The organism is Streptomyces mangrovi, assembly GCF_900114215.1.
Classification (GTDB): domain Bacteria; phylum Actinomycetota; class Actinomycetes; order Streptomycetales; family Streptomycetaceae; genus Streptomyces; species Streptomyces barkulensis.
This window is the reverse complement of sequence record NZ_FOSG01000006.1, coordinates 1-19,825: the sequence shown is the minus strand read 5'-3', so window position 1 is coordinate 19,825 and position 19,825 is coordinate 1. Positions and strand designations below refer to the sequence as shown.

The window sequence follows — 19,825 nt, the reverse complement described above, 5'->3', positions numbered from 1 at the left end:
CCCGCCGCCGCGGACAGGACGGACCAGGCGGGCGGGGCGGAAGGGATGGACGGAGTGATCGCGCGGATGCGCGCGCTCCAGGAGGAACTGCCGCCGCACGACGGGGTGGCGGCCTTCAACCGGGTCTACCTGGCCGTGACGCTGTCGGTGCGCCACAGCCTCGTCGACGGCCTCCTGCCCCGCCCCCGCTCCGCGGCGGCCCTGGCGGCGGTCTTCGCCGGACGCTACCCGGCCGCCGTCGACCTGGCAGCCGCCGGGGGGCCCGTTCCCGCCTGCTGGCGCCCGCTGTTCCGGGCGCGCCACCACACGGGCGTGCATCCCGCGCAGTTCGCGCTGGCGGGGGTCAACGCGCACATCGGGTACGACCTGGCGCTGGCCGTGGTGGACACCGCCCGGGCGCACGGGTGCGAACCCTCCGCGCTCCAGGGCGCGTTCGACCGGATCGGAGACGTCCTGGTGGAGCTGGAGGAGCGGATCCGCGAGGATCTGGCGCCCGGCCCCGGTCCGCTGGACGTCGCCGACCCGCTCACCCATCTGATCGCCGGCTGGAACATGGAGCGGGCCAGGGACTCGGCCTGGTCGGCGGCGCGGCTGCTGTGGAGCATGCGGCGGCTGCCGGAACTGGCCGAGGAGTTCACCCGTCGGCTGGACACCGGGGTGGGCCTGGTGGGCCGCTTCCTGCTCACCCCGCTGGAGCGCCGCCCGGACGCCCGGCGGGAGAGGTCCCTCCAGGCGTCCGGATGCGCTTCCCGGCCGTCCTGGACCGCTCAGTCCTCGGGGAGTTCGACCGGGGCGATCTCGTCGTAGACGTCGCCCGGCCCGGGGTTGGCGGGGTCGGTGGAGCCGCCGAGGTGGTGCATCACGCCCCACACCGCGTTGAGGGCGGTCTGCACCGCGCCCTCGGCCCAGCCGGCCGTCCAGGAGATGTCGTCGCCGGCGAGGAAGACGCCGCGCTTGTCCTCGGGCAGCCGGTCCTGTGCGAAGTGGGTGAACAGCCGCCGCTGGTAGCGGTAGTGGCCCGGCAGGTTGGCCTTGAAGGCCCCCATGAAGTACGGCTCGTTCTCCCAGGAGACGGTGACCGGGTTGCCGGTGATGTGCTTGCGGATGTCGACGTCCGGATAGATCTCGCGCAGGGACTTGAGCATGACCTCCAGCCGCTCCTGAGGGCTGAGCGGCAGCCACTTCAGGGAGTCGTCGCACCAGGTGTAGGACAGGCACATCACGGCCGGCCGGTCCGGGCCGTCGTCCAGCAGGTAGGTGCCCCGCGTCATGCGGTCGGTGAGCGTCATGCTCATCACGTCCCGGCCGGTGCGCTCGTCCTTGTCCAGCCAGAACGGCCGGTCCACCGGCACGAACAGCTTGGAGGACTCCATGTAGTGGGTCCGCTCGATCGCCGTCCAGTGGTCGATGGGGAACAGGTCGTCGTCACAGTCGATCTTCGACAGCAGCATCCACGACTGGGCGGTGAAGACCGCCGCCCGGTAGGTGCGCACGTCGCCGGTGGCGTCGGTGACGGTGATGCGGTTGCCCGCGGTGCGGTGCAGCCGGGTCACGGCCGGGCGCGGGTCGCCGCCGTGCAGGGACTTCAGTGATGTGCCCTTCGGCCAGTGCACCGGCTTGGCCGGCTCACGCTCCCACAGCCGCAGCGGGAGCTGCTGGCTGCCGCCGACGATGCCGCGGTGGTCGTCGTCGGCGCCGGTGTAGACGACCCGCAGGATCTCCAGGATGGAGTTGGGGAAGTCGGTGTCCCAGCCGCCGGTGCCGAAGCCGACCTGGCCGAAGATCTCCCGGTGGCGGAAGGAGGAGAACGCCGGGGAGTCGCACAGGAAGCCGTAGAAGGTCTGGTTGTCGAGCTTCTCCACCAGACGCGACCAGATCTCGCGGATGCGCGGCACGTCGCGCGTCCGTATGGCCTGCTGCATGCCGGAGAAGTCGGCGCCCTCCTCCAGGCAGGCGTTCCAGGCCTCCATCACCTGGTGGTAGATCTCCGGCAGGTCGTCCAGGGTGCGGGCGTAGTGGGACTCGCCCTTGAGGTCGACGACGGTGGAGGGGGTGTCGGGCGCCAGCGGGTTGGGGAACGGCCTGGTCTCCAGCCCCACCAGGTCCGCGTAGTGCCAGAAGGCGGTGGACGACGGCGGGAAGCGCATCGCGCCCATCTCGGCGGTCAGTTCGGGGTCGCAGCCCTCGAAGCGGGCCGTGCGCAGCCGCCCGCCGATCCGGTCGGCCTCGTAGACCACCGGCTTCAGGCCCATCTTCATCAGCTCGTACGCGGTGATGATCCCCGACAGCCCGCCGCCGACGACCGCGACCTCGGTGCCGTGCTCGGTGGCGGGCACCTGGCCGAGGCCGGCGGGGTGGGCGAGGTAGTCGTCGTAGGCGAAGGGGAAGTCCGGGCCGAACATGGTGACGGGCGGTTCGGTCCGCGCCTGTGCGTGCTGCTCGTCGTGGACGGCGGCGGGCACCGTGGAGGTCATGGGTGGTTCTCCTGGTGGTACGTGGCAGGCCGTGTCCGGGCGGTCGGCCCGGGCCGGCGGCCGGCTGCGGTATCGGGTGGGGCGGGGCGCGGGGTGTGGGGCCGGTGCCTCAGGTGAGGGAGGCGTACAGCTCGGGGCGGCGGTCGCGCAGATAGGGGTTGTCCGCGCGCGACGCCCTCAGCCGCCCGGGGTCGACGTCGGCGGTGATCAGGTCCTCCCCCGCGCCCGCACGGGCGCGGACCGTGCCGTCGGGGGCCGCCAGGCAGCTCAGTCCGGCGAAGGTGATCGCGCCCTCGTCCCCGTTCCCGTCCGCGCCCTCGGTGCCGCAGCGGTTGGCGTAGGCGATGTAGAGCTGGTTCTCGAAGGCGCGGGCCGGCAGGAGGGTCTCGGCGACGATCTCGTACGGCCGCATCAGCGCGGTCGGCACCAGCAGCAGCTCGGTACCGGCCAGCGCGTGGGCGCGGACGTTCTCGGGGAACTCCACGTCGTAGCAGACCAGCATCCCGACACGGACGCCGTCGAGGTCGGCCTGGACGACGGGGGTGTCGCCCGGCCGGAAGGCGGAGGTCTCGAAGCCGCCGTACAGATGGGTCTTGCGGTAGTCGGCCAGCCGGGCGCCGTCGGGGCCGACGAGCCCGGCCGAGTTGTACACCGCGTCGCCGTCGCGCTCGGGGTAGCCGTAGGCGACGGCGATCCCGTGCTCGGCGGCGATGCGGGAGACCGCCTCGGCGCCGGGGCCGTCGGCGGGCTCGGCCAGCTCCGCCACCCGCTCCCCGATCGCGTACCCGGTCAGGTACATCTCGGAGGCGACCAGCAGCCGGGCCCCTCGCGCGGCGGCCTCGTGGGCGGCGCGGTCGAGGGCGGCCAGGCTGTCCGCGGTGGAGCCGGGGACACCGCCGGGGCCCTGGAGCAGCGCGGTGCGCAGCGGCGTCATGGGACCTCTTCGCGTTCACGTCGGACAGCCGTACCGGGCGTGCCGGGGTACGGCTGCGGGATCTGGGGACGCCTCGACGGTACGGTCCGCCCGCTCAGCCCCACAAGCCGCACTCGTTGCGCACCCGGCATCGATCCGTTGCGCATTGGGGCCGTGATGCGTCGATTCGTTGCGTACCCGGCCGTACACCCTGGAACGTCTCAGGCCGGCGACCCCGAACCGTAGCGCCGCAGCAGCGGGGAGAGGACGAGCACCGACCGGGTGCGCTCGACGAACGGTTCCCCCGCGATCCGCTCCAGCACCCGCTCGAAGTGCCGCATGTCGGAGGCGAAGACCTGGACGACGGCGTCCGCGTCGCCGGTCACGGTGGAGGCGGAGGCCACCTCCGGGTAGCGCGCCAGTCCCCGGCGGATGTCCTCGGGGGAGGTCTTGTGGCGGCAGTACATCTCGACGAAGCCCTCGGTCTCCCAGCCGAGCACCGCCGGGTCCACCCGTACGGTGAAGCCGGTGATGGCGCCCTGCTCGCGCAGCCGGTCCACCCGGCGTTTGACGGCCGGGGCCGACAGCCCCACCTCGGCGCCGATGTCGGCGTAGGAGCGCCGGGCGTCCTCGGCGAGGGCGCGGACGATGCGTTCGTCGAGCTCGTTCAGTCGCACTGCGGATGGGCCACTTCTGTCGTGCGGGCGGTACTCGGGGCGCCGCGGTGATCGTGCCGCCCCGGCAGCGAAGTACAGCACACCGGACCGGCGGGGCGTTCTTCCGGCGGTCCCGGGCCGCGGCGCGGAAGGCCGGGAATCCTCACCGAGGCATCACACGGGGCGGCGGCGCGGCCCGGGAGGGCGCATGTCCGGATTTCCGGACGCCCCTTTCCGGCCGCATCCCTGCGAACCGGGCATCCCCGCGTCCGTCGGCGGCGGCACGGCGGCCTCTTCCCCTTCCCCTTCCGCGCGGCTCTCACTGGCGACCGGAAGACGCGCTTCTATACGGTGTGGCCCAACAGACGGAGCCGGACGCGGGGGAGAGAACGTGTCGTTCGACGATGAGTGGAAACAGCTGGTGGAGGCCGCCAGCGAGCGGAAGGCCACACAGATGCGCCTGAACCGGCTCGACGGCGGCGGAGGAGGAGGCGTCTCGACGTCCTCCGGCGAGCTGGAGGTGTCGCAGAAGGACCTGGCCGCCGTCGGGGACGCGGCGTTCGAGCTCCACGGACGGCTGCGCAAGGACGGCGACCTCGCCCGGGAGAGCAGCAACAGCGCCGCCGCGGGCCTGAAGGGCGACTTCGAGATCGGCGGCGCCCTGGACCACGTCGCGACCCGGTGGCAGGAGCAGCTGCGCACCCTCACCGACGCCTGCGCCCACATCTCCAACCACATGGAGTACAGCAACAAGGCCCACGCCAACGACGAGCAGCACATCAGCTCGCTGTTCAACAGCGTCTCCGCGCTCGACGAGGGCTTCGACGAGAGGACCCGGCTCCAGTGAAGCTCGACGCCCTCCGCCACGCCGACTTCTCCAAGCTGAACAAGGCCGTCTCCGACTGGTCGAAGATGGTCGGAAAGCTCAGCACCCTGAAGGACGACGCCCGCTCACAGCTCAAGGGCAAGGCCGACAAGGCCGACTGGACCGGCATGAACGCCGCCGTCACCCGGGAGTTCGTGGCCAAGACCACCGGCGAGTTCGCCGACGCCCACACCCAGGCGTCCTCCATACACAACATCCTCAAGGACACCCACGACGAGCTGGTGGAGTACCGCAGGCAGCTCAACGACGCCATCGAGCGCGGCCTGAAGAAGAACCTGACGGTCATCGCCAACACCGACGGCAGCTTCACCGTCACCATGAACATCCACCCCGACCGCGCCGCCGACGGCACCGACGTCCCCGACCACACCCCCGAGGACGTCACCGCCCTGCGCGACGAGGTGCAGGGCATCCTCGGCAAGGCCGCCGAGAGCGACTCCAGCGCCGCCAGGGCGCTCAGGGCCCTGGCCGACCAGACGCCCTACGGCTTCTCCGACGCCTCCTACGCCGACCGCGACGCCGCCGCCGAGGCGATGGAGGCCGCCGACCGGGCCGTCGAACTCGCCAAGGACCCCGAGGACATGTCCCCGCAGGAGTTCGACGACTTCAACTCCACCATGGCGCGGTACAAGGACGACCCCCTCTTCGCCGAGCGGTTCGCCACCGGGCTGGGCCCTCAGGGCGTGCTGGACTTCTGGGCGGGCATCAACGACCCGCACACCAACATGCAGCTCGGCCAGGCCCGGGTGGACAAGTACGGCGCCCTGCAGGAGAACCTCGGCCTGACCCTGGCCACCGCCACCCAGTCCGACAGCCCGGCCATGCAGCGGTGGGAGCGGGACATGGTCGGGCTGACCGGCGAGTTCGTCCCGAGCAAGGACAACCCCCGGGCCGTGGGCGCCCAGGTGATGAGCAACCTGATGCGCTGGGGCGACTTCGACGACAAGTTCCTCAAGGACTACGGCGACGAGCTCATCCGGGTCGAGAAGGAGCGCAGCGGCAACGGCCGCAGCGCGGAGCTGGCCTGGCACTTCCCCATGGGACCGATGCTCAACCGGACGGGCACCGACGAGGGTTCGGACCCGATGACGGGCTTCATGATGGCGCTGGGCAGGAGCCCGGAGGCCGCCACCGACTTCTTCAACGGCACCTTCGTCACCAAGGACGAGGACCACGACTTCACCCGGGACACCGACGGCAACGGCAAGGAGGGCAAGGTCGGTCTGACCAACTTCCAGTACCTCTTCGAGGAGCGCGACTGGCCCAAGCAGTACGACTCCGAGTTCGAGGAGAGCATCGCCGGGCAGAACGCCATGGGCTGGGCCCTGGAGGCCGCCGCGACCGGCCACCCGGCCGGTGAGCAGCCCGGCTCGGACACCCCTCCGCACAGCCCGGAGCAGGCCCGGCTGGTGGAGCAGATCTTCGACTCCGTCTCGGACGACACCGAACGCCTCACCGAGCGCGGCTACCTGTCGGACAGCATGGGCCAGATCGCGGCGGAGTACCTGCCCGACATCAACCGGGCCATGGCGGACGACAAGTACGGGAACACCAACCTGCTGTTCCCCGTCGCCGGCACCGCCGCCGAGCTGGACCACAACGACGTCACACGCTTCCTCGTCAGCGTGGGCCAGAACCCGGAGGGGTTCTCCAGGGTCGAGATGGGCCAGAAGGCCTACATGACCAACCTGATGGACTACCACCTGAACCCCGACCTCCCGGAGGACAGGCGGTATCCGCAGAATCCCCAGACCACGATCGAGGACATCGCGCGGAGATCCGGGGAGATCAGCGGCACACTGTCCATCGGCCGCCAGGAGGCGGTACTGGGAGACGCCCATCAGCAGGACGAGGACTACAAGAAGTCGATGGGGCAGGTGAAGAACATCGTCTCCGGCACCATCGGCACCGGCATCGGCGTGGGGACGAGTTTCGTCGCGACCCCCGTCGCGGGGGCCGTCGCGGGCGGTACCGCGAACACCGTCAGCAGCGTCGTCCTGGAGCAGATCTTCGGTGATCTGGAGCCGAGCAACCTCAAGGACGCCGGGGAGAACGTGGGCGAGAGGTGGGAACGCTCCAGGGAGAACAGCCTGTGGCACGGCCAGACGGCCGCCATGGAGGCTGCCAAGGCACACGATCGGCCGTACTCCGATCAGGTGGCGGACTGGGTGAGGCGCGGCAACGAGGACGGCTTCGACAGCGCCTCGGTCAATGTCTCCCAGATGGCGGACGACCTCGACACGGAGATCCCCGGATGACCATTCGACGCGGCCCCGTCGTTCCCTCTCCGCCCGCCGGGGCGCGCGTCGGACCGAGACCTCCGGGGAGGCACATGCGATCAGGGTCCCAGCTCACGCTCCCGGCCGTCTTCGTGCTGCTCCTCGGCCTCGGAGCGACCGCCTGTTCCGCGCAGGAGAAGAACTACGAGATCCCCTCCTCCATGTGCGGCACGGCCGTGTCCCCGGGTCTCACGGAACCCCTCCTGCCACCGGGAGACGAGATCTCCACCGCTGTCTCCGACAGGGCGGACGGGATGACGCGCTGCCTCGTCTACGTCGACGACACGCAGGTGCTCACCTTCAACATCGAGTGGTGGGAGAAGGGGACTCCGCCGGCCAGGTTCGCCTCCGTTTTCCCCAACGTCGAGCCCGGTGACAAGGAGACGGAGGACGGCAGGTTCATCTACTCCGACACCGGAGCCGTCGGAAAGGTCACCTGTCCCGAGCCGCGGAAGCCTGATGACGATCTCTTCGTCGCAGCAAGGGTCGATGAACCCGGCAAGCCCGACGAGGCGGCGATGAAGGAGCTCATCGCCGCCTACGCCGAGGCCGTCGGGAAATCCGGCGAGTGCACCTGAGCCCCCGCCGGGCCGGGCGCTACCGTCCGGCCCGGCCGGTGGTGCCCGGGCCGGACGGCTCGCCCGGCTCGTTGAGGCGCGAGTGGCGGATGCCGTAGGAGAAGTAGAGCGCCAGACCGCCGGCCAGCCAGAGGCCGAAGACGGTCCAGGTGACCGCGTCCAGGCCCGCCATCGTCCACACGCAGAAGCCGAAGCCCAGCGCGGGCAGCAGCGGTGAGAGCGGAACGCGGAAACCCCGGGGCGTTTGCGGGTGGGTGCGGCGCAGGACGACGACGGAGACGTTGACCAGCGCGAAGGCGAACAGCGTGCCGATGCTGGTGGCGTCGGCGAGCCGGCCCAGCGGGATCACGGCGGCCAGGGTGCCGCAGAAGGCGGCCACGATCAGGGTGCCCGCGCGCGGGGTGCCGGTGCGCGGGTGCACCCGGGAGAACACCTGCGGGATCAGTCCGTCGCGGGACATGGAGAACAGGATGCGGGTCTGCCCGTACAGGACGGCCAGGACGACGCTGGCGATGGCGACGACGGCGCCGAGGGCCAGCAGGACGGACCAGAAGGCGCGTCCGGTGACCTCCTCCATGATCCCGGCGAGGGCCGCCTCGGTGCCGGTGAAGTCCTGCCAGGGCAGGGCCCCGACCGCGACGGCCGCGACCAGGCAGTACAGCACGGTGACGATCACCAGCGACAGGACGATGGCGCGCGGCAGGTCGCGCCGGGGATCCCTGGCCTCCTCACCGGCGGTGGAGGCGGCGTCGAAGCCGATGTAGGAGAAGAACAGCGTCGCGGCCGCGGCGTTGATCCCGGCCACCCCCAGAGGCGCGAACGGGGTGTAGTTCCCGGCGCGTACGCCGGTGGCGGCGACGGCGCAGAACATCAGCAGCGCGCCGATCTTCACCGCGACCATGACGGCGTTGGCGCGGGCGCTCTCGCGGGCGCCGCCGAGCAGGAGGGCCATGGCGAGCAGGACGACCAGCAGGGCCGGCAGGTTGACGATCCCTCCGTCGCCCGGGGGTGCGGAGAGGGCGGCCGGGATGGTGACGCCGACGGTGCCGTCGAGCAGTTCGTTGAGGTACTCGCCCCAGCCGACGGCGACGGCGGCCACCGACACCCCGTACTCCAGGATCAGGCACCAGCCGATCACCCAGCCCAGCAGTTCGCCCATGGTGGCGTAGGTGTAGGTGTAGGAGGAGCCGGATACCGGGATGGCGCCGGCCAGTTCGGCGTAGGACAGGGCGGAGAACAGGGCGGTCAGCCCGGCGAGGGCGAAGGAGACGGTGACGGCCGGACCGGCCTCGGGCACGGCCTCGCCCAGGACGACGAAGATGCCGGTGCCCAGGGTGGCGCCGATGCTGATCGCGGTGAGCTGCCACACCCCCAGTGAGCGCCTCAGCAGGCCGCCTTCCCCGCGGCCGCTCTCGGCGACGAGGCGTTCGACGGGTTTGCGGCGCGTCAGCCGCGAGAGGGTCCTGCCGGGCCCTGGGGAGGGAGGGGAAACGGGGGAAGCGGCGCCCTGGTCCATCGCGGGACGACTCCTCGGGAGATCTTTCGCATACCGGTCACACGCGGATCCCTTTGAGCCTCGCACACCGCCCGGCGGTGGCCGGGGCAGGCGCGTACGCGCCGGTCCGTCGCCGCCCCGTACTTCACCCCGTACGTCGCCCGGCGGGCAGGGCTCTCACCCAGGTCCGGTCCTCGGTGAGGTAGGCGTCGACGACCAGTCCCGCACCGGCCAGCGCCTCCTCGAACTCCTCCCGGCCCAGCCGCCGGGAGAGGAACGTCTGGGTCCATGTGGCGTCCGGGAAGACGTACTCGCAGCGGATGGCGGACACTCTCGGGTCGCCGGTGGGGTCGGCGGCGGCGATCCGGATCAGTCCGCCGCCGGCCCTCCGCTCGCGGGGCACCCGCTCGTGCCAGTCCTCGCCCTCGCGCTGGACCAGCACGCATCCGTCGTCCGCGACGTGCCGGCGGCAGGCGCGCAGCAGCGCGTCACGCACCCGGACGTCGCCCGCGTGGACCAGGAAGGAGGACAGCAGGACGACCTCGAAGCGCTCGTCCAGTTCCAGCGTCTCGATGGGCGAGCACACGGTGCGGGCTCCGCGCACATGCTCCAGCATCCGCGGCGACTCGTCGACGGCCGTCACCGCGAAACCGCGCTCCAGCAGAGGGTGGGTCACCCGGCCCGTGCCGCAGCCCAGTTCCAGCAGGCTCGCCCCGGCGGGGACGGCCGAGGCGATGACGTCGGGTTCGTCGCCGGCCGGCAGGCGGGTGTAGACCTCCACCGCGCAGCCGTCGGGGGTGATCGCTCCGGGGCCGGTGCCCTCGTAGCCCTCGCGCGGTGTCCGGGTCTCAGGTCCGCTCATGGGCCCATCGAAGCAGCCGCGGCCCGTCCCGGAAAGAGGACCGGACGGGCCGCGGGCGCCGCGGGCGCGCAGGTCACCAGCTGGCGTGCAGCGGCTTGCCCTCGGCGTAGCCGGCGGCGCTCTGGACGCCGACGACGGCCTTCTCGGCGAACTCCTCCAGGGTGGCGGCCCCGGCGTAGGTGCACGAGGAGCGCACCCCGGCGATGATCGAGTCGATCAGGTCCTCCACCCCCGGCCGGGACGGGTCGAGGAACATCCGGGAGGTGGAGATGCCCTCCTCGAACAGGGCCTTGCGGGCCCTGTCGTAGGCAGACTCCTCGGCGGTGCGGTTGCGCACCGCGCGTGCGGAGGCCATGCCGAAGCTCTCCTTGTACAGGCGCCCGTCGGCGCTCTGCTGGAGGTCGCCGGGGGATTCGTGGGTGCCGGCGAACCAGGAGCCGATCATGACGTTGGAGGCTCCGGCGGCCAGCGCCATGGCCACGTCGCGCGGGTGCCGTACACCGCCGTCGGCCCAGACGTGCTTCCCGTGCCTGCGCGCCTCGGCGGCGCACTCCAGGACGGCGGAGAACTGGGGCCGGCCCACGCCGGTCATCATGCGTGTGGTGCACATGGCACCCGGCCCGACGCCGACCTTGACTATGTCGGCGCCGGCCTCGATCAGGTCCCGGGTGCCCTCGGCGGAGACGACGTTGCCCGCCACCACGGGGACTCGCGGGTCCAGCGCGCGGATCGTCTCCAGGGTGGAGAGCACGGACTCCTGGTGGCCGTGGGCGGTGTCCACGACGAGGGTGTCCACCCCGGCGTCGAGCAGTCCCTCGGCGCGGCCGGCGACATCGCCGTTGATGCCGACGGCGGCGGCCACCCGCAGCCGCCCGGCCTCGTCGGTCGCGGGGGTGTAGAGGGTGGCGCGCAGGGCGCCCTTGCGGGTGAGGATGCCGACCAGGCGGCCCTCGGCGTCGACGGCGGGGGCGAGCTTGCGGTGGGCGCCGTCCAGGCGGGTGAACGCCTCGCGCGGGTCGATGCCGGCGTCCAGCAGCAGCGGGTCGCGGGACATGACCTGGGCGAGCTGGGTGAAGCGGTCCACGCCGGTCAGGTCGGAGTCGGTGACGACGCCGACCGGCCGCCGCTCCCCGTCGACGACGACGCCCGCGCCGTGCGCCCGCTTGGGCAGCAGGGACAGCGCGTCGGCGACGGTCGCGGAGGGGTCCAGGACGATGGGGGTGTCCAGGACCAGATGGCGCTGCTTGACCCAGGAGATGACGTCGGTGACCACGTCCAGGGGGATGTCCTGGGGGATGACGGTGAGGCCGCCGCGGCGGGCGACCGTCTCGGCCATCCGGCGCCCGGCGATCGCGGTCATGTTGGCCACGACGATCGGGATGGTGGTGCCCGTCCCGTCCGGCGCGGAGAGGTCCACGCCCTGCCGGGAGCCGACCGCGGAGCGGTTGGGCACCATGAAGACGTCGTCGTACGTCAGGTCGTACGCGGGCCGCTGATCGTTGAGAAATCGCACGTACTTCATTGTTGCACGCCCGCCCCGGCCCCCGGCCATGGAGAAAAGGCCAGGTGAGCGGGGCTGTCGTCGTACGTTCCCACCAACGCCTGAGGGCTTGGGCCGAACTCCGCCGGCCCGGGCCCTCAGGGCGCGCTCTCGTCCGGGTCGGCCCGCTCCAGCGCGGGCCGGGGGCCGGGGCCGGTCTCGTGCAGCAGGTAGTCGGCGGCGGCGGTGTCGGTGACCAGGCTGGTCACCAGCCCGGAGCGGAGCACCGCGCCGATCGCCTCGGCCTTGCGGCGGCCGCCGGCGATCGCGATGACCTCGGGGATGCGGCGCAGCCGGTCGGCCTCGACGGTGATGCAGCGCTCGCCCAGGTCGCGGCCGATACGGCGGCCCTCGGCGTCGAAGAGGTGCGCGGACATCTCGGCGGCGACCCCGAGGGAGGCGTAGTGGGCGCGCTCCTGTTCGCCGAGCATGTCGTGGACGGTGGAGACGCCCGGCTCCCAGGAGCCGATGGAGACCGCGGCCACGGTCACCTTGTCGAAGTACTCGAACGCGGCGGCGATGCTCGTCTGGCCGCGCAGCGCGGCGGCGGTGGCCGCGTCCGGCAGCAGCATCGGCGCGTAGATCGGGTGGGCCTCGCCGCCGGAGACGGTGGCGGCTCGGCGCACGGCCTCCACCGAGCCGCGCTCGGCGGTGCCCGCGTCGTAGACGCCGGTGAGCTGGACGACGGTGCACGGCGGGAGCCGGTGCAGCGCGGTGGCCATGTGGATGGTGGAGCGGCCCCAGGCCAGCCCCAGGACGTCCCCCTCGGTGACCAGCTCGCCCAGCAGGTCGGCGGCGACCTCGCCGAGGTTCTCCGGGTCGGCGGCGTCCTCGGCGGCGTCCGAGGGCGACTCGACGACCACCGCGTGGCGCAGCCCGTAGCGGGCGCGCAGCGCGTCGGACCGCTCGGCGTCCAGTTCGGCCGGGACGCGGATCTCGATGCGTACCAGGTCCCGTTCCAGCGCGGTCTCCAGCACCCGGGCCACCTTGAAGCGGCTCACCCCGAACTCGTCCGCGATCTGGATCTTGGACTTGCCCTCCAGATAGAAGCGGCGCGCCATGGCCGCCGCCTGCATCAGCTCGGCGGGACCCATTCTCGTGGCTGACCGCCCGGTCGACACCGCACTCACCTCGCTACCGTTCCGCCGTACTCGTGTACGCGCCGTTCCTCACTCTGCGCGTTCATCCTCGCAGATGCGCGGCGGTCCTGATCCACTCCGTGCACGGTGCACCCATGCCCGCCCCCGCGCAGCCGTCCCTCAGGCTCCCCGGGCCGCCCTCAGTGGGCGCACGTGCCGGCGGCCCCGTTCGCGGCCTCCCGGGCCTGGGCGCGCAGCGCCTGCACAGCAGCTGCCGGGTCGTCCGCGCCGTAGACGGCCGAGCCGGCCACGAAGACGTCCGCGCCGGCCTCGGCGCACCGCTCGATGGTGGAGGCCGACACCCCGCCGTCCACCTGGAGCCACAGCTCCAGGCCGTGCTTGTCGATGAGCTGCCGGGTACGGCGGATCTTGGGCAGCATGACGTCGAGGAACGCCTGGCCCCCGAAACCGGGCTCGACGGTCATCACCAGCAGCATGTCCAGCTCGGGCAGCAGGTCCTCGTACGGCTCGATCGGCGTGGCGGGCTTGAGCGCCATGGAGGCCCGGGCGCCCTTGGCGCGGATCTCGCGGGCCAGCCGCACCGGCGCGGCGGCGGCCTCGGCGTGGAAGGTGACCGATCCGGCCCCCGCCTCGACGTACTGCGGCGCCCAGCGGTCGGGGTCCTCGATCATCAGATGGCAGTCCAGCGGGGTGTCGGTCGCCCTGCGCAGCGACTCGACGACCGGGACACCGAGCGTGAGGTTGGGGACGAAGTGGTTGTCCATCACGTCCACATGGAGCCAGTCGGCGCCCTCGGGTCCTCCGACGCGCCGCGCCTCCTCGGCCAGGCGTGCGAAGTCGGCGGACAGGATGCTGGGGTTGATCTGAACCATGGCCCCAGTATGTCGTGTCACCCGTCCGGCCCCGCCGCCAGGTGCGCCCCCGCGCGCACCGGCGCCGGCCCGCGGCTCAGGTGCGGCGCAGCAGGGCGAGGTACATCGCGTCGGTGCCGTGCAGATGCGGCCAGAGCTGGATGTCGGGGCCCTCGCCCAGGGAGGGCACACCGGGCAGCAGCGGGCGGGCGTCGATCAGCTCGGCGCTCTCGTGCCTGCGCACGTCGTCGACGACCGCGCGGGTCTCGGCCGGGTGCGGCGAGCAGGTGGCGTAGCCGACGACGCCGCCGGGCCGGGCCGCGCGCAGCGCCTCGGTCAGCAGTCCGCGCTGGAGCGGGGCGAAGCCGGCCAGGTCCTCGGGGCGGCGGCGCCAGCGCGCCTCGGGGCGCCGGCGCAGGGCGCCCAGCCCGGTGCAGGGCACGTCGACCAGGACGCGGTCGAAGGAACCGGGCCGCCAGGCGGGGCGGGTGCCGTCGGCGGTGACCACCTGGTAGGGGCCCGGGTTGCCGCGCAGGGCGCGGGCCACCAGGCGGGCGCGGTGCGGCTGCTTCTCGGCGGCGAGCAGGGCCGCGCCGCGTCCGGCGGCCAGCGCGCCCAGCAGCGCGGCCTTGCCGCCCGGTCCGGCGCAGCCGTCCAGCCAGCGTTCGTCGGGCCCCTCCAGGGGCGCGTTCGCCAGCGCGAGGGCGACGAGCTGGCTGCCCTCGTCCTGCACCCCGGCGCGCCCCTCGCGCACCGCCTCGATCGCGCCGGGTTCGCCGCCCTCGGCGAGCCGGACGGCGTACGGCGACCAGCGGCCGGGCACCGCCTCACCGGTGAGCAGCTCCCCGGCGGTGGCGCGGCCGGGGCGGGCGACCAGGGTGACCTCGGGCCGGTCGTTGTCGGCCTCCAGCAGCGCCTCGACGTCCTCGCGCCCGCCGCCGAGCGCGTCCCACAGGGCGGAGACGATCCAGCGGGGGTGGGCGTGGACGATCCCCAGGTGCTCCTCGGGGTCGTCCTCGTAGGGCGGGGCGACCTTCTCCAGCCAGCCGTCCAGGTCGTCGGCGGCGATCCTGCGCAGTACGGCGTTGACGAACCTCGCCCGTCCGTCGCCGAGCACCACCCGGGCCAGTTCCACGGTGGTGCTGACCGCGGCGTGGGCGGGGATGCGGGTGCCCAGCAGCTGGTGGGCCCCGAGCGAGAGGACGTCCAGCACCGGCGGGTCCACCTCGCGCAGCGGGCGGTCCACACAGGCGGCGATGATCTCGTCGTAGGTGCCCTGCCGGCGCAGCGTGCCGTAGACCAGCTCGGTGGCCAGGGCCGCGTCCCGCCCGTCGAGGTCGCCGCGCTCGCGGCCCTCGCGCAGCAGCGGGGGCAGGACGAGGTTGGCGTACGCGTCGCGCTCGTCCACGGCCCGCAGCGCCTCGTAGGCGATCAGGCGTACGGGGTCCTTCTTGGGACGGCGGTAGGGCTTGGCGGGACGGCGTGGCCGGCTGCTCACGGAAAAGGTGCTCCGGGTGGTGTCGGGGGGGGCGGCGCGCGGTGGGCGCCGGGGGCGCGGCGTTCCAGCCTAATCCCACCCGCCCGGGCGGGACGCCTCAGTCCCCCAGCCGCTCCCCCTGGGCGATGCGCACACCGCGCGCCCAGTCGGCGGCGGCCATCGGCCTCCGGCCCTGCGGCTGGACCCACAGCAGCTCGACGGCGTGCGAGCCGGTGCCGACGTGCACGGTGTTCTTGCCGACGGCCGGCTCGCCGGGGGCCAGGCCGGTGCGCTCGGGGGCGAGGGCGGTCTGCCGCAGCTTGAGCCGCTCGCCGCGGAAGAGCGTCCAGGCGCCGGGCGCGGGCGAGCAGCCGCGCACCACGCGGTCCACGCGCAGGGCGGGGGCGGCCCAGTCCACGCGGGCGTCCTCGACCGTGATCTTGGGGGCGAGGCTGACGCCCTCGGCGGGCTGGGGGACGGCCCGCAGCGTGCCGTCCTCGATGCCGTCCATGGTGGCGGCCAGCAGTCCGGCGCCGGCGAAGGCGAGCCGGGTCAGCAGGTCGCCGCTGGTGTCGGTGGGCCGGATCTCCTCGGTGACCACGCCGTAGACCGGTCCGGAGTCCAGCCCCTCCTCGATCAGGAAGGTGGAGGCTCCGGTGACCTCGTCCCCGGCCATGATCGCGTGCTGGACGGGCGCGGCGCCGCGCCAGGCGGGCAGCAGCGAGAAGTGCAGGTTGACCCAGCCCCTGGCCGGGACGTCGAGCGCGACCCCGGGCAGCAGCGCGCCGTAGGCGACGACCGGGCAGCAGTCCGGGGCGATCTCGCGCAGCCGGGCGAGGAAGTCCTCGTCGCGCGGGCGGGCGGGCTTGAGGACCTCGATGCCGGCCTCCTCGGCCCGCTGGGCGACCGGGCTCATCACCAGGCGGCGCCCGCGCCCGGCCGGCGCGTCGGGCCGGGTGACGACGGCCGCGACCTCGTGCCGCTCCGATGCGATCAGGGCGTCGAGGGCGGGTACGGCGACCTCGGGGGTGCCGGCGAAGACGAGCCTCATCGGTGCGGGACTACCTCTCGAAGACGGGTGCGTCGGAAACGGGCGCGGTCGGGCGGATACGCCGGGGCGGGCACGGGGCCGCGCCGGGCGCGGGAACGCACGCGGCGCGGGACGGCACACCAGTCTACGGTCCGCCGCGACGCCGGGCCCTACCGGGCACTCCGGGCACCGAACGGGGCGTACGGGCCCAAACGCGCCGCTCATGGGGGCTTTTTCACGCCCCCTCAGCGTGACTCCGGCACCCGGTGCGGCGTTGGTCAATGCAGCTTGACCGAAACGGCCGCAGACGCGGCCGGCCGATCCCACGCCGGTTCGAGAGGCTTGACCATGGCCGACCACGCCACCCCCGACGCCCGGGCACGGGCCAGCCTGCACCTTCTGGTGCGGGACATCGAGCGGGTCCGCCGGCAGGTGGACGCACTGCGCACGCTCACCGCGCAGCTCGGCAACGTCTACCGGCCGCGTCGCACGGGGCCGTCCACGGGCTTCGTCGTCTACGGCAGGGCGCCCGCGCCGACCGTGCGGCTCGCCCAGGAGCTGCGCGACAGCGTCGAGACGCTGGTGACGGCGGCCGTCGAGTTCGACCGCTCGCTGGGTTTCTCCTGGGACGCGGTGGGCTCGGCGCTCGGCGTGACCAAGCAGGCCGTCCACCGCCGCTACGGCTCACGCCGGCCGGAGCCCCGGACGGGCGGTGCCGCGACGGTGACGGCGCCCGCGGCCGTCTCACAGACCACCGCGCAGACCGCCGCACGGACCGCCGCACGGACCGCCGCCCAGGCCGCGGCTCCGGCCGCCGACGAGGCGGAGGCGGAGGCGGAGCGGCGGCCCGACCGGGACGGGGAGGGCGGCCGGGAGGCCGGGGCCGTCGCACGCGCCGTGGCCGCGGGGCCGGGCGCCCCTCCGGCGCCCGGGCAGCGGGCGCAGCCGCCGGAGCCCCGCACGGGCGCCCTCCCCTCCCCCCGCAACGGCTGATCCCGGGCCGTCTCCCTCTCCGCCCGGCGCCCGGCCCCTCCCCCTCGGCCCGGCGCCGGGCGGTCCCGCCTCCGGGGCGGTCCGGCGGGCGGTCAGCCGATGTCCTCCGGATCGACACGGACGCGTACGGGCTCGCTCCCACGACGGGCGAGCCGGGCCGCACGGGCGGCCTTGAGCGCGGCGGCGAGTGCCGCGCCACTGCCCGGCGGTACCCTCACCAGGGCCCTCTCCCACCGTTCGCCCGGCGGCGGGCCGCCCGGACGCCGGGGGCGGCCCGCGTCGGGCACCGGCAGCGGCACCGGCCCCAGGACCTCGGCGTCGGGCGGCAGTTCGGCCGCGGCCAGCAGTCCGGCGACGGCTTCGGGCGGTCCGGTCACCGCCGCCATCCGGGACACCGGCGGGAAGCCCAGCTCGGCCCGCTCGGCCAGCTCGCGCCGGGCGTGTCCGGCCGGATCCCAGCGCACCAGCGCCTGGACGGGCCGCAGCGAAGGCTCGGCCATCACCACCACCGTGCCGCCCTCGCCTTGGGGGCGCACCAGTGCGGCGGCGTCCAGCCAGCGGCGCAGCGCCTCCTCCCCCGCGCGCAGGTCGGGGCGGGACAGCAGCGCCCAGCCGTCCAGCAGCAGGGCCGCCGCGTAGCCGGGCCCCTCGGCGACCGGCTCCGCGCCGGGGGTGCTGACCACCAGGGCGGGCCGGTCGGGCACGGTGTCCAGGACGTGGTCGCGGCCGGAGGTGCGGACGGGTACGGCCGGGAAGGCCCGGCCCAGTTCCTCGGCGGTGCGCCGGGCTCCGAAGACCCGCCCCCGCAGACGGGTGCCGCCGCACTCCGCGCACGCCCAGCCGGGCGTGTCGCGCCCGCACCAGCCGCAGCGGGGCGGGGCGTCGCCGCCGGTGGCCTCCAGGGGGCCGGCGCAGTGGGCGCAGCGGGCGGGTTCGCGGCAGCGGTCGCAGGCCAGCCGGGGTACGTAGCCGCGCCGCGGCACCTGCACCAGCACCGGGCCGCGTCGCAGGGCCTCGCGCACGGTGCTCCAGGCGAGGGTGGGCAGCCGGGCGGCGCGCGCGGCCGGGTCGCGCGCCTCGTCGCCGTCGCCGACGGTGCGGACCAGGGGGGCGCTCGCCCGCACCGCGTCGCGGTCGGCGGCCAGTGGGCGGGCCCAGCCGGTCTCGACGAGCTGGGCGGCCTCCACGGTGCTGCCGTGCGCGCCCAGCAGGAAGCCGCAGCTCTCCCGGGCGGAGCGCAGCAGCAGTACCTCGCGGGCGTGCGGCATCGGTTCGCGGGGGTCGCGGTGGCTGGAGTCCCCGTCGTCCCAGATCGCGACCAGCCCCAGGTCGTGCACGGGCGCGAACATCGCGGCGCGGGTGCCCACGACGCAGCGCACCCGCCCGCGGTTGACGGCCAGCCAGCGGCGGTAGCGGGCCTCGGCCCCGGCGTCGGCGGTGAGCAGGACGTGCCGGCCGTCGCCGATCAGGGCGGTGAGGGCGGCGTCCACCCGTGCCGCGGCCCGCCCGTCGGGCAGTACGGCGAGCGCGCCGCGGCCGGAGGCCAGGGCGGCGGCCAGGGCGGCGGCCAGTTCGCCGGGCCAGTGCGGGCCGGGCAGCGCCGTCCACACCGCGCGCGGGGACTCCCCCGCGGCCAGCGCCCGCAGATAGCCGGGCCCGGCCGGATAGCGCGCCCAGGAGGACGCCCCGGGCGGCGGGGGCGGTGGCGGAGGCGCGGCGGGGTCCCCCGCCGCGGGCGCCTTCTCCGCGCGGGCCATGCGCGGGGGCACGGCGAGCTGGACGACATCGGCCAGCGCTCCGGCGTAGCGGTCGGCAACGGCCCGGCACAGCCGCAGCAGGCCGGGGCCGAGGACGGGCTCCGGGGAGAGGACCTGGGCGATGGGGGCGAGGACGCCGGGGAAGTCGGAGTCCGCGCGGCGCTCGACGATGAAGCCGTTGACCAGCCCGCCGCCCTCGCGGCGTCCGCCCCGCTCCCCCGCGCCGAAGCGCACCCGCACCCGCGCCCCGGGCCGGGCCTCGGCGTCCATGGCGGCGGGGACGGCGTAGTCGAAGAGCCGGTCGAGGTGGAGCAGCCCCTTGTCGACCAGGACACGGGCGACGGGGTCGCGCTCGGCGGGCTCGGCGCCGCGCCAGGTGCGCGGCCGGGCACGGGGCGGTTTGGCCCGGCGGACGGTCTCGCGGATCAGCGCGAGCTGCTCGCCTCCCGGCGGGTCCTGTGCCGGAGGCTTGTCCGGTCGCCCGTTCTCGCTGCTCACAGCCCTCAGTCCTACCAGAACCCAGTGACACGGCCCGGCCCCCGCGGCTTCCGGTGGGGAGTCGCGGGGGCCGGGCCGGTGCCGGCGGGGGCCGGGGGGCCTACAGCCCGGCGGCCTCACGCAGTGCGTCGGTGCGGTCGGTGCGCTCCCAGGTGAAGTCGTCCAGCTCCCGGCCGAAGTGCCCGTAGGCGGCCGTGGCGGCGTAGATCGGGCGCAGCAGGTCCAGATCCCGGATGATGGCGGCCGGGCGCAGGTCGAACACCTCACCGATGGCCTGCTCGATCCGCCCGGGATCCACGGTGGCCGTGCCGAAGGTCTCCACGAACAGGCCCACCGGCTCGGCCTTGCCGATCGCGTAGGCCACCTGCACCTCGCAGCGGGCGGCCAGCCCCGCGGCCACCACGTTCTTGGCGACCCACCGCATGGCGTAGGCGGC

Annotated in this window: 17 protein-coding genes; 5 read left to right on the top strand and 12 right to left on the bottom strand. The window is 74.1% G+C overall.

Features of this window, described 5'->3' with window-relative positions:
* Positions 1-45 precede the first annotated feature (45 nt).
* Positions 46-807 (top strand): DUF5995 family protein, encoded by a 762-nt coding sequence (locus BM237_RS10205; RefSeq protein WP_093849484.1) that lies wholly within the window; start codon positions 46-48, stop codon positions 805-807.
* Here the strand turns inward: BM237_RS10205 and BM237_RS10200 are convergent.
* The 3 genes from BM237_RS10200 to BM237_RS10190 form a co-directional block, all read right to left on the bottom strand.
* Entirely contained in the window at positions 768-2,474 is a 1,707-nt protein-coding gene (locus BM237_RS10200) for a flavin monoamine oxidase family protein (RefSeq protein WP_093849259.1), read from the bottom strand. The two genes, BM237_RS10205 and BM237_RS10200, sit on opposite strands and share 40 nt — an antisense overlap.
* A gap of 109 nt (positions 2,475-2,583) precedes the next feature.
* On the bottom strand, positions 2,584-3,408 hold the full coding sequence (locus tag BM237_RS10195; protein WP_093849258.1) for a carbon-nitrogen hydrolase family protein: 825 nt from the start codon (positions 3,406-3,408) through the stop codon (positions 2,584-2,586).
* A gap of 200 nt (positions 3,409-3,608) precedes the next feature.
* Positions 3,609-4,064: an Lrp/AsnC family transcriptional regulator gene (locus tag BM237_RS10190; RefSeq protein ID WP_093849257.1), complete on the bottom strand. Its 456-nt coding sequence runs from the start codon at positions 4,062-4,064 to the stop codon at positions 3,609-3,611.
* 370 nt (positions 4,065-4,434) lie between these two features.
* Between BM237_RS10190 and BM237_RS10185 the strand changes: the two genes are divergently transcribed.
* The 3 genes from BM237_RS10185 to BM237_RS10175 all read left to right on the top strand — a co-directional run bounded on the left by BM237_RS10185 (position 4,435) and on the right by BM237_RS10175 (position 7,786).
* Positions 4,435-4,890, top strand: a complete 456-nt coding sequence (locus BM237_RS10185; protein WP_245793536.1) for a hypothetical protein — start codon at positions 4,435-4,437, stop codon at positions 4,888-4,890.
* Positions 4,887-7,187 (top strand): DUF6571 family protein, encoded by a 2,301-nt coding sequence (locus tag BM237_RS10180; RefSeq protein ID WP_093849256.1) that lies wholly within the window; start codon positions 4,887-4,889, stop codon positions 7,185-7,187. Before BM237_RS10185 ends, BM237_RS10180 begins: the two co-directional genes overlap by 4 nt.
* 74 nt (positions 7,188-7,261) lie before the next feature.
* Positions 7,262-7,786: a hypothetical protein gene (locus tag BM237_RS10175; RefSeq protein ID WP_093849255.1), complete on the top strand. Its 525-nt coding sequence runs from the start codon at positions 7,262-7,264 to the stop codon at positions 7,784-7,786.
* A 19-nt stretch (positions 7,787-7,805) separates the two neighbouring features.
* On the opposite strand, the gene BM237_RS10170 is transcribed toward BM237_RS10175, so the two are convergent.
* The 7 genes from BM237_RS10170 to fmt all read right to left on the bottom strand — a co-directional run bounded on the left by BM237_RS10170 (position 7,806) and on the right by fmt (position 16,162).
* On the bottom strand, positions 7,806-9,302 hold the full coding sequence (locus BM237_RS10170; RefSeq protein ID WP_093849254.1) for an amino acid permease: 1,497 nt from the start codon (positions 9,300-9,302) through the stop codon (positions 7,806-7,808).
* Positions 9,303-9,426: 124 nt separating this feature from the next.
* Complete coding sequence (locus BM237_RS10165) at positions 9,427-10,143, bottom strand: class I SAM-dependent methyltransferase (RefSeq protein ID WP_093849253.1); 717 nt, start codon at positions 10,141-10,143, stop codon at positions 9,427-9,429.
* Between the two features lie 73 nt (positions 10,144-10,216).
* Entirely contained in the window at positions 10,217-11,665 is a 1,449-nt protein-coding gene (locus tag BM237_RS10160) for a GuaB1 family IMP dehydrogenase-related protein (RefSeq protein WP_093849252.1), read from the bottom strand.
* Positions 11,666-11,781: 116 nt separating this feature from the next.
* Positions 11,782-12,777, bottom strand: a complete 996-nt coding sequence (locus BM237_RS10155) for a sugar-binding transcriptional regulator (protein WP_173915070.1) — start codon at positions 12,775-12,777, stop codon at positions 11,782-11,784.
* 185 nt (positions 12,778-12,962) lie between these two features.
* A complete protein-coding gene (gene rpe, locus BM237_RS10150) occupies positions 12,963-13,655 on the bottom strand; it encodes a ribulose-phosphate 3-epimerase (RefSeq protein ID WP_093849250.1) in 693 nt (230 codons plus the stop codon).
* Between the two features lie 76 nt (positions 13,656-13,731).
* Positions 13,732-15,132: an RsmB/NOP family class I SAM-dependent RNA methyltransferase gene (locus tag BM237_RS10145; RefSeq protein ID WP_093849249.1), complete on the bottom strand. Its 1,401-nt coding sequence runs from the start codon at positions 15,130-15,132 to the stop codon at positions 13,732-13,734.
* Between the two features lie 97 nt (positions 15,133-15,229).
* A complete protein-coding gene (gene fmt / locus BM237_RS10140) occupies positions 15,230-16,162 on the bottom strand; it encodes a methionyl-tRNA formyltransferase (protein ID WP_093849248.1) in 933 nt (310 codons plus the stop codon).
* 327 nt (positions 16,163-16,489) lie between these two features.
* On the opposite strand from fmt, the gene BM237_RS10135 reads away from it, so the two are divergent.
* Positions 16,490-17,134 carry a hypothetical protein gene (locus tag BM237_RS10135; protein ID WP_093849247.1) on the top strand — a complete coding sequence of 215 codons (645 nt, stop codon included), beginning with the start codon at positions 16,490-16,492 and terminating at the stop codon, positions 17,132-17,134.
* Between the two features lie 92 nt (positions 17,135-17,226).
* Here the strand turns inward: BM237_RS10135 and BM237_RS10130 are convergent, their stop codons facing one another.
* Positions 17,227-19,389, bottom strand: a complete 2,163-nt coding sequence (locus tag BM237_RS10130) for a primosomal protein N' (protein WP_093849246.1) — start codon at positions 19,387-19,389, stop codon at positions 17,227-17,229.
* Positions 19,390-19,489: 100 nt separating this feature from the next.
* Positions 19,490-19,825 (bottom strand): methionine adenosyltransferase domain-containing protein (locus BM237_RS10125; protein WP_175540960.1); only part of this gene is annotated, 336 nt, incomplete at its 5' end.

Bases quoted from the DNA above. Each gene is read 5' to 3' on its own strand.
- BM237_RS10205 (WP_093849484.1), top strand. From the start codon at position 46: ATGGACGGAGTGATCGCGCGGATGCGCGCGCTCCAGGAGGAACTGCCG.
- BM237_RS10200 (WP_093849259.1), bottom strand. From the start codon at position 2,474: ATGACCTCCACGGTGCCCGCCGCCGTCCACGACGAGCAGCACGCACAG.
- BM237_RS10195 (WP_093849258.1), bottom strand. From the start codon at position 3,408: ATGACGCCGCTGCGCACCGCGCTGCTCCAGGGCCCCGGCGGTGTCCCC.
- BM237_RS10175 (WP_093849255.1), top strand. From the start codon at position 7,262: ATGCGATCAGGGTCCCAGCTCACGCTCCCGGCCGTCTTCGTGCTGCTC.
- BM237_RS10170 (WP_093849254.1), bottom strand. From the start codon at position 9,302: ATGGACCAGGGCGCCGCTTCCCCCGTTTCCCCTCCCTCCCCAGGGCCC.
- BM237_RS10165 (WP_093849253.1), bottom strand. From the start codon at position 10,143: ATGAGCGGACCTGAGACCCGGACACCGCGCGAGGGCTACGAGGGCACC.
- BM237_RS10160 (WP_093849252.1), bottom strand. From the start codon at position 11,665: ATGAAGTACGTGCGATTTCTCAACGATCAGCGGCCCGCGTACGACCTG.
- BM237_RS10155 (WP_173915070.1), bottom strand. From the start codon at position 12,777: ATGGGTCCCGCCGAGCTGATGCAGGCGGCGGCCATGGCGCGCCGCTTC.
- rpe (WP_093849250.1), bottom strand. From the start codon at position 13,655: ATGGTTCAGATCAACCCCAGCATCCTGTCCGCCGACTTCGCACGCCTG.
- fmt (WP_093849248.1), bottom strand. From the start codon at position 16,162: ATGAGGCTCGTCTTCGCCGGCACCCCCGAGGTCGCCGTACCCGCCCTC.
- BM237_RS10135 (WP_093849247.1), top strand. From the start codon at position 16,490: ATGGCCGACCACGCCACCCCCGACGCCCGGGCACGGGCCAGCCTGCAC.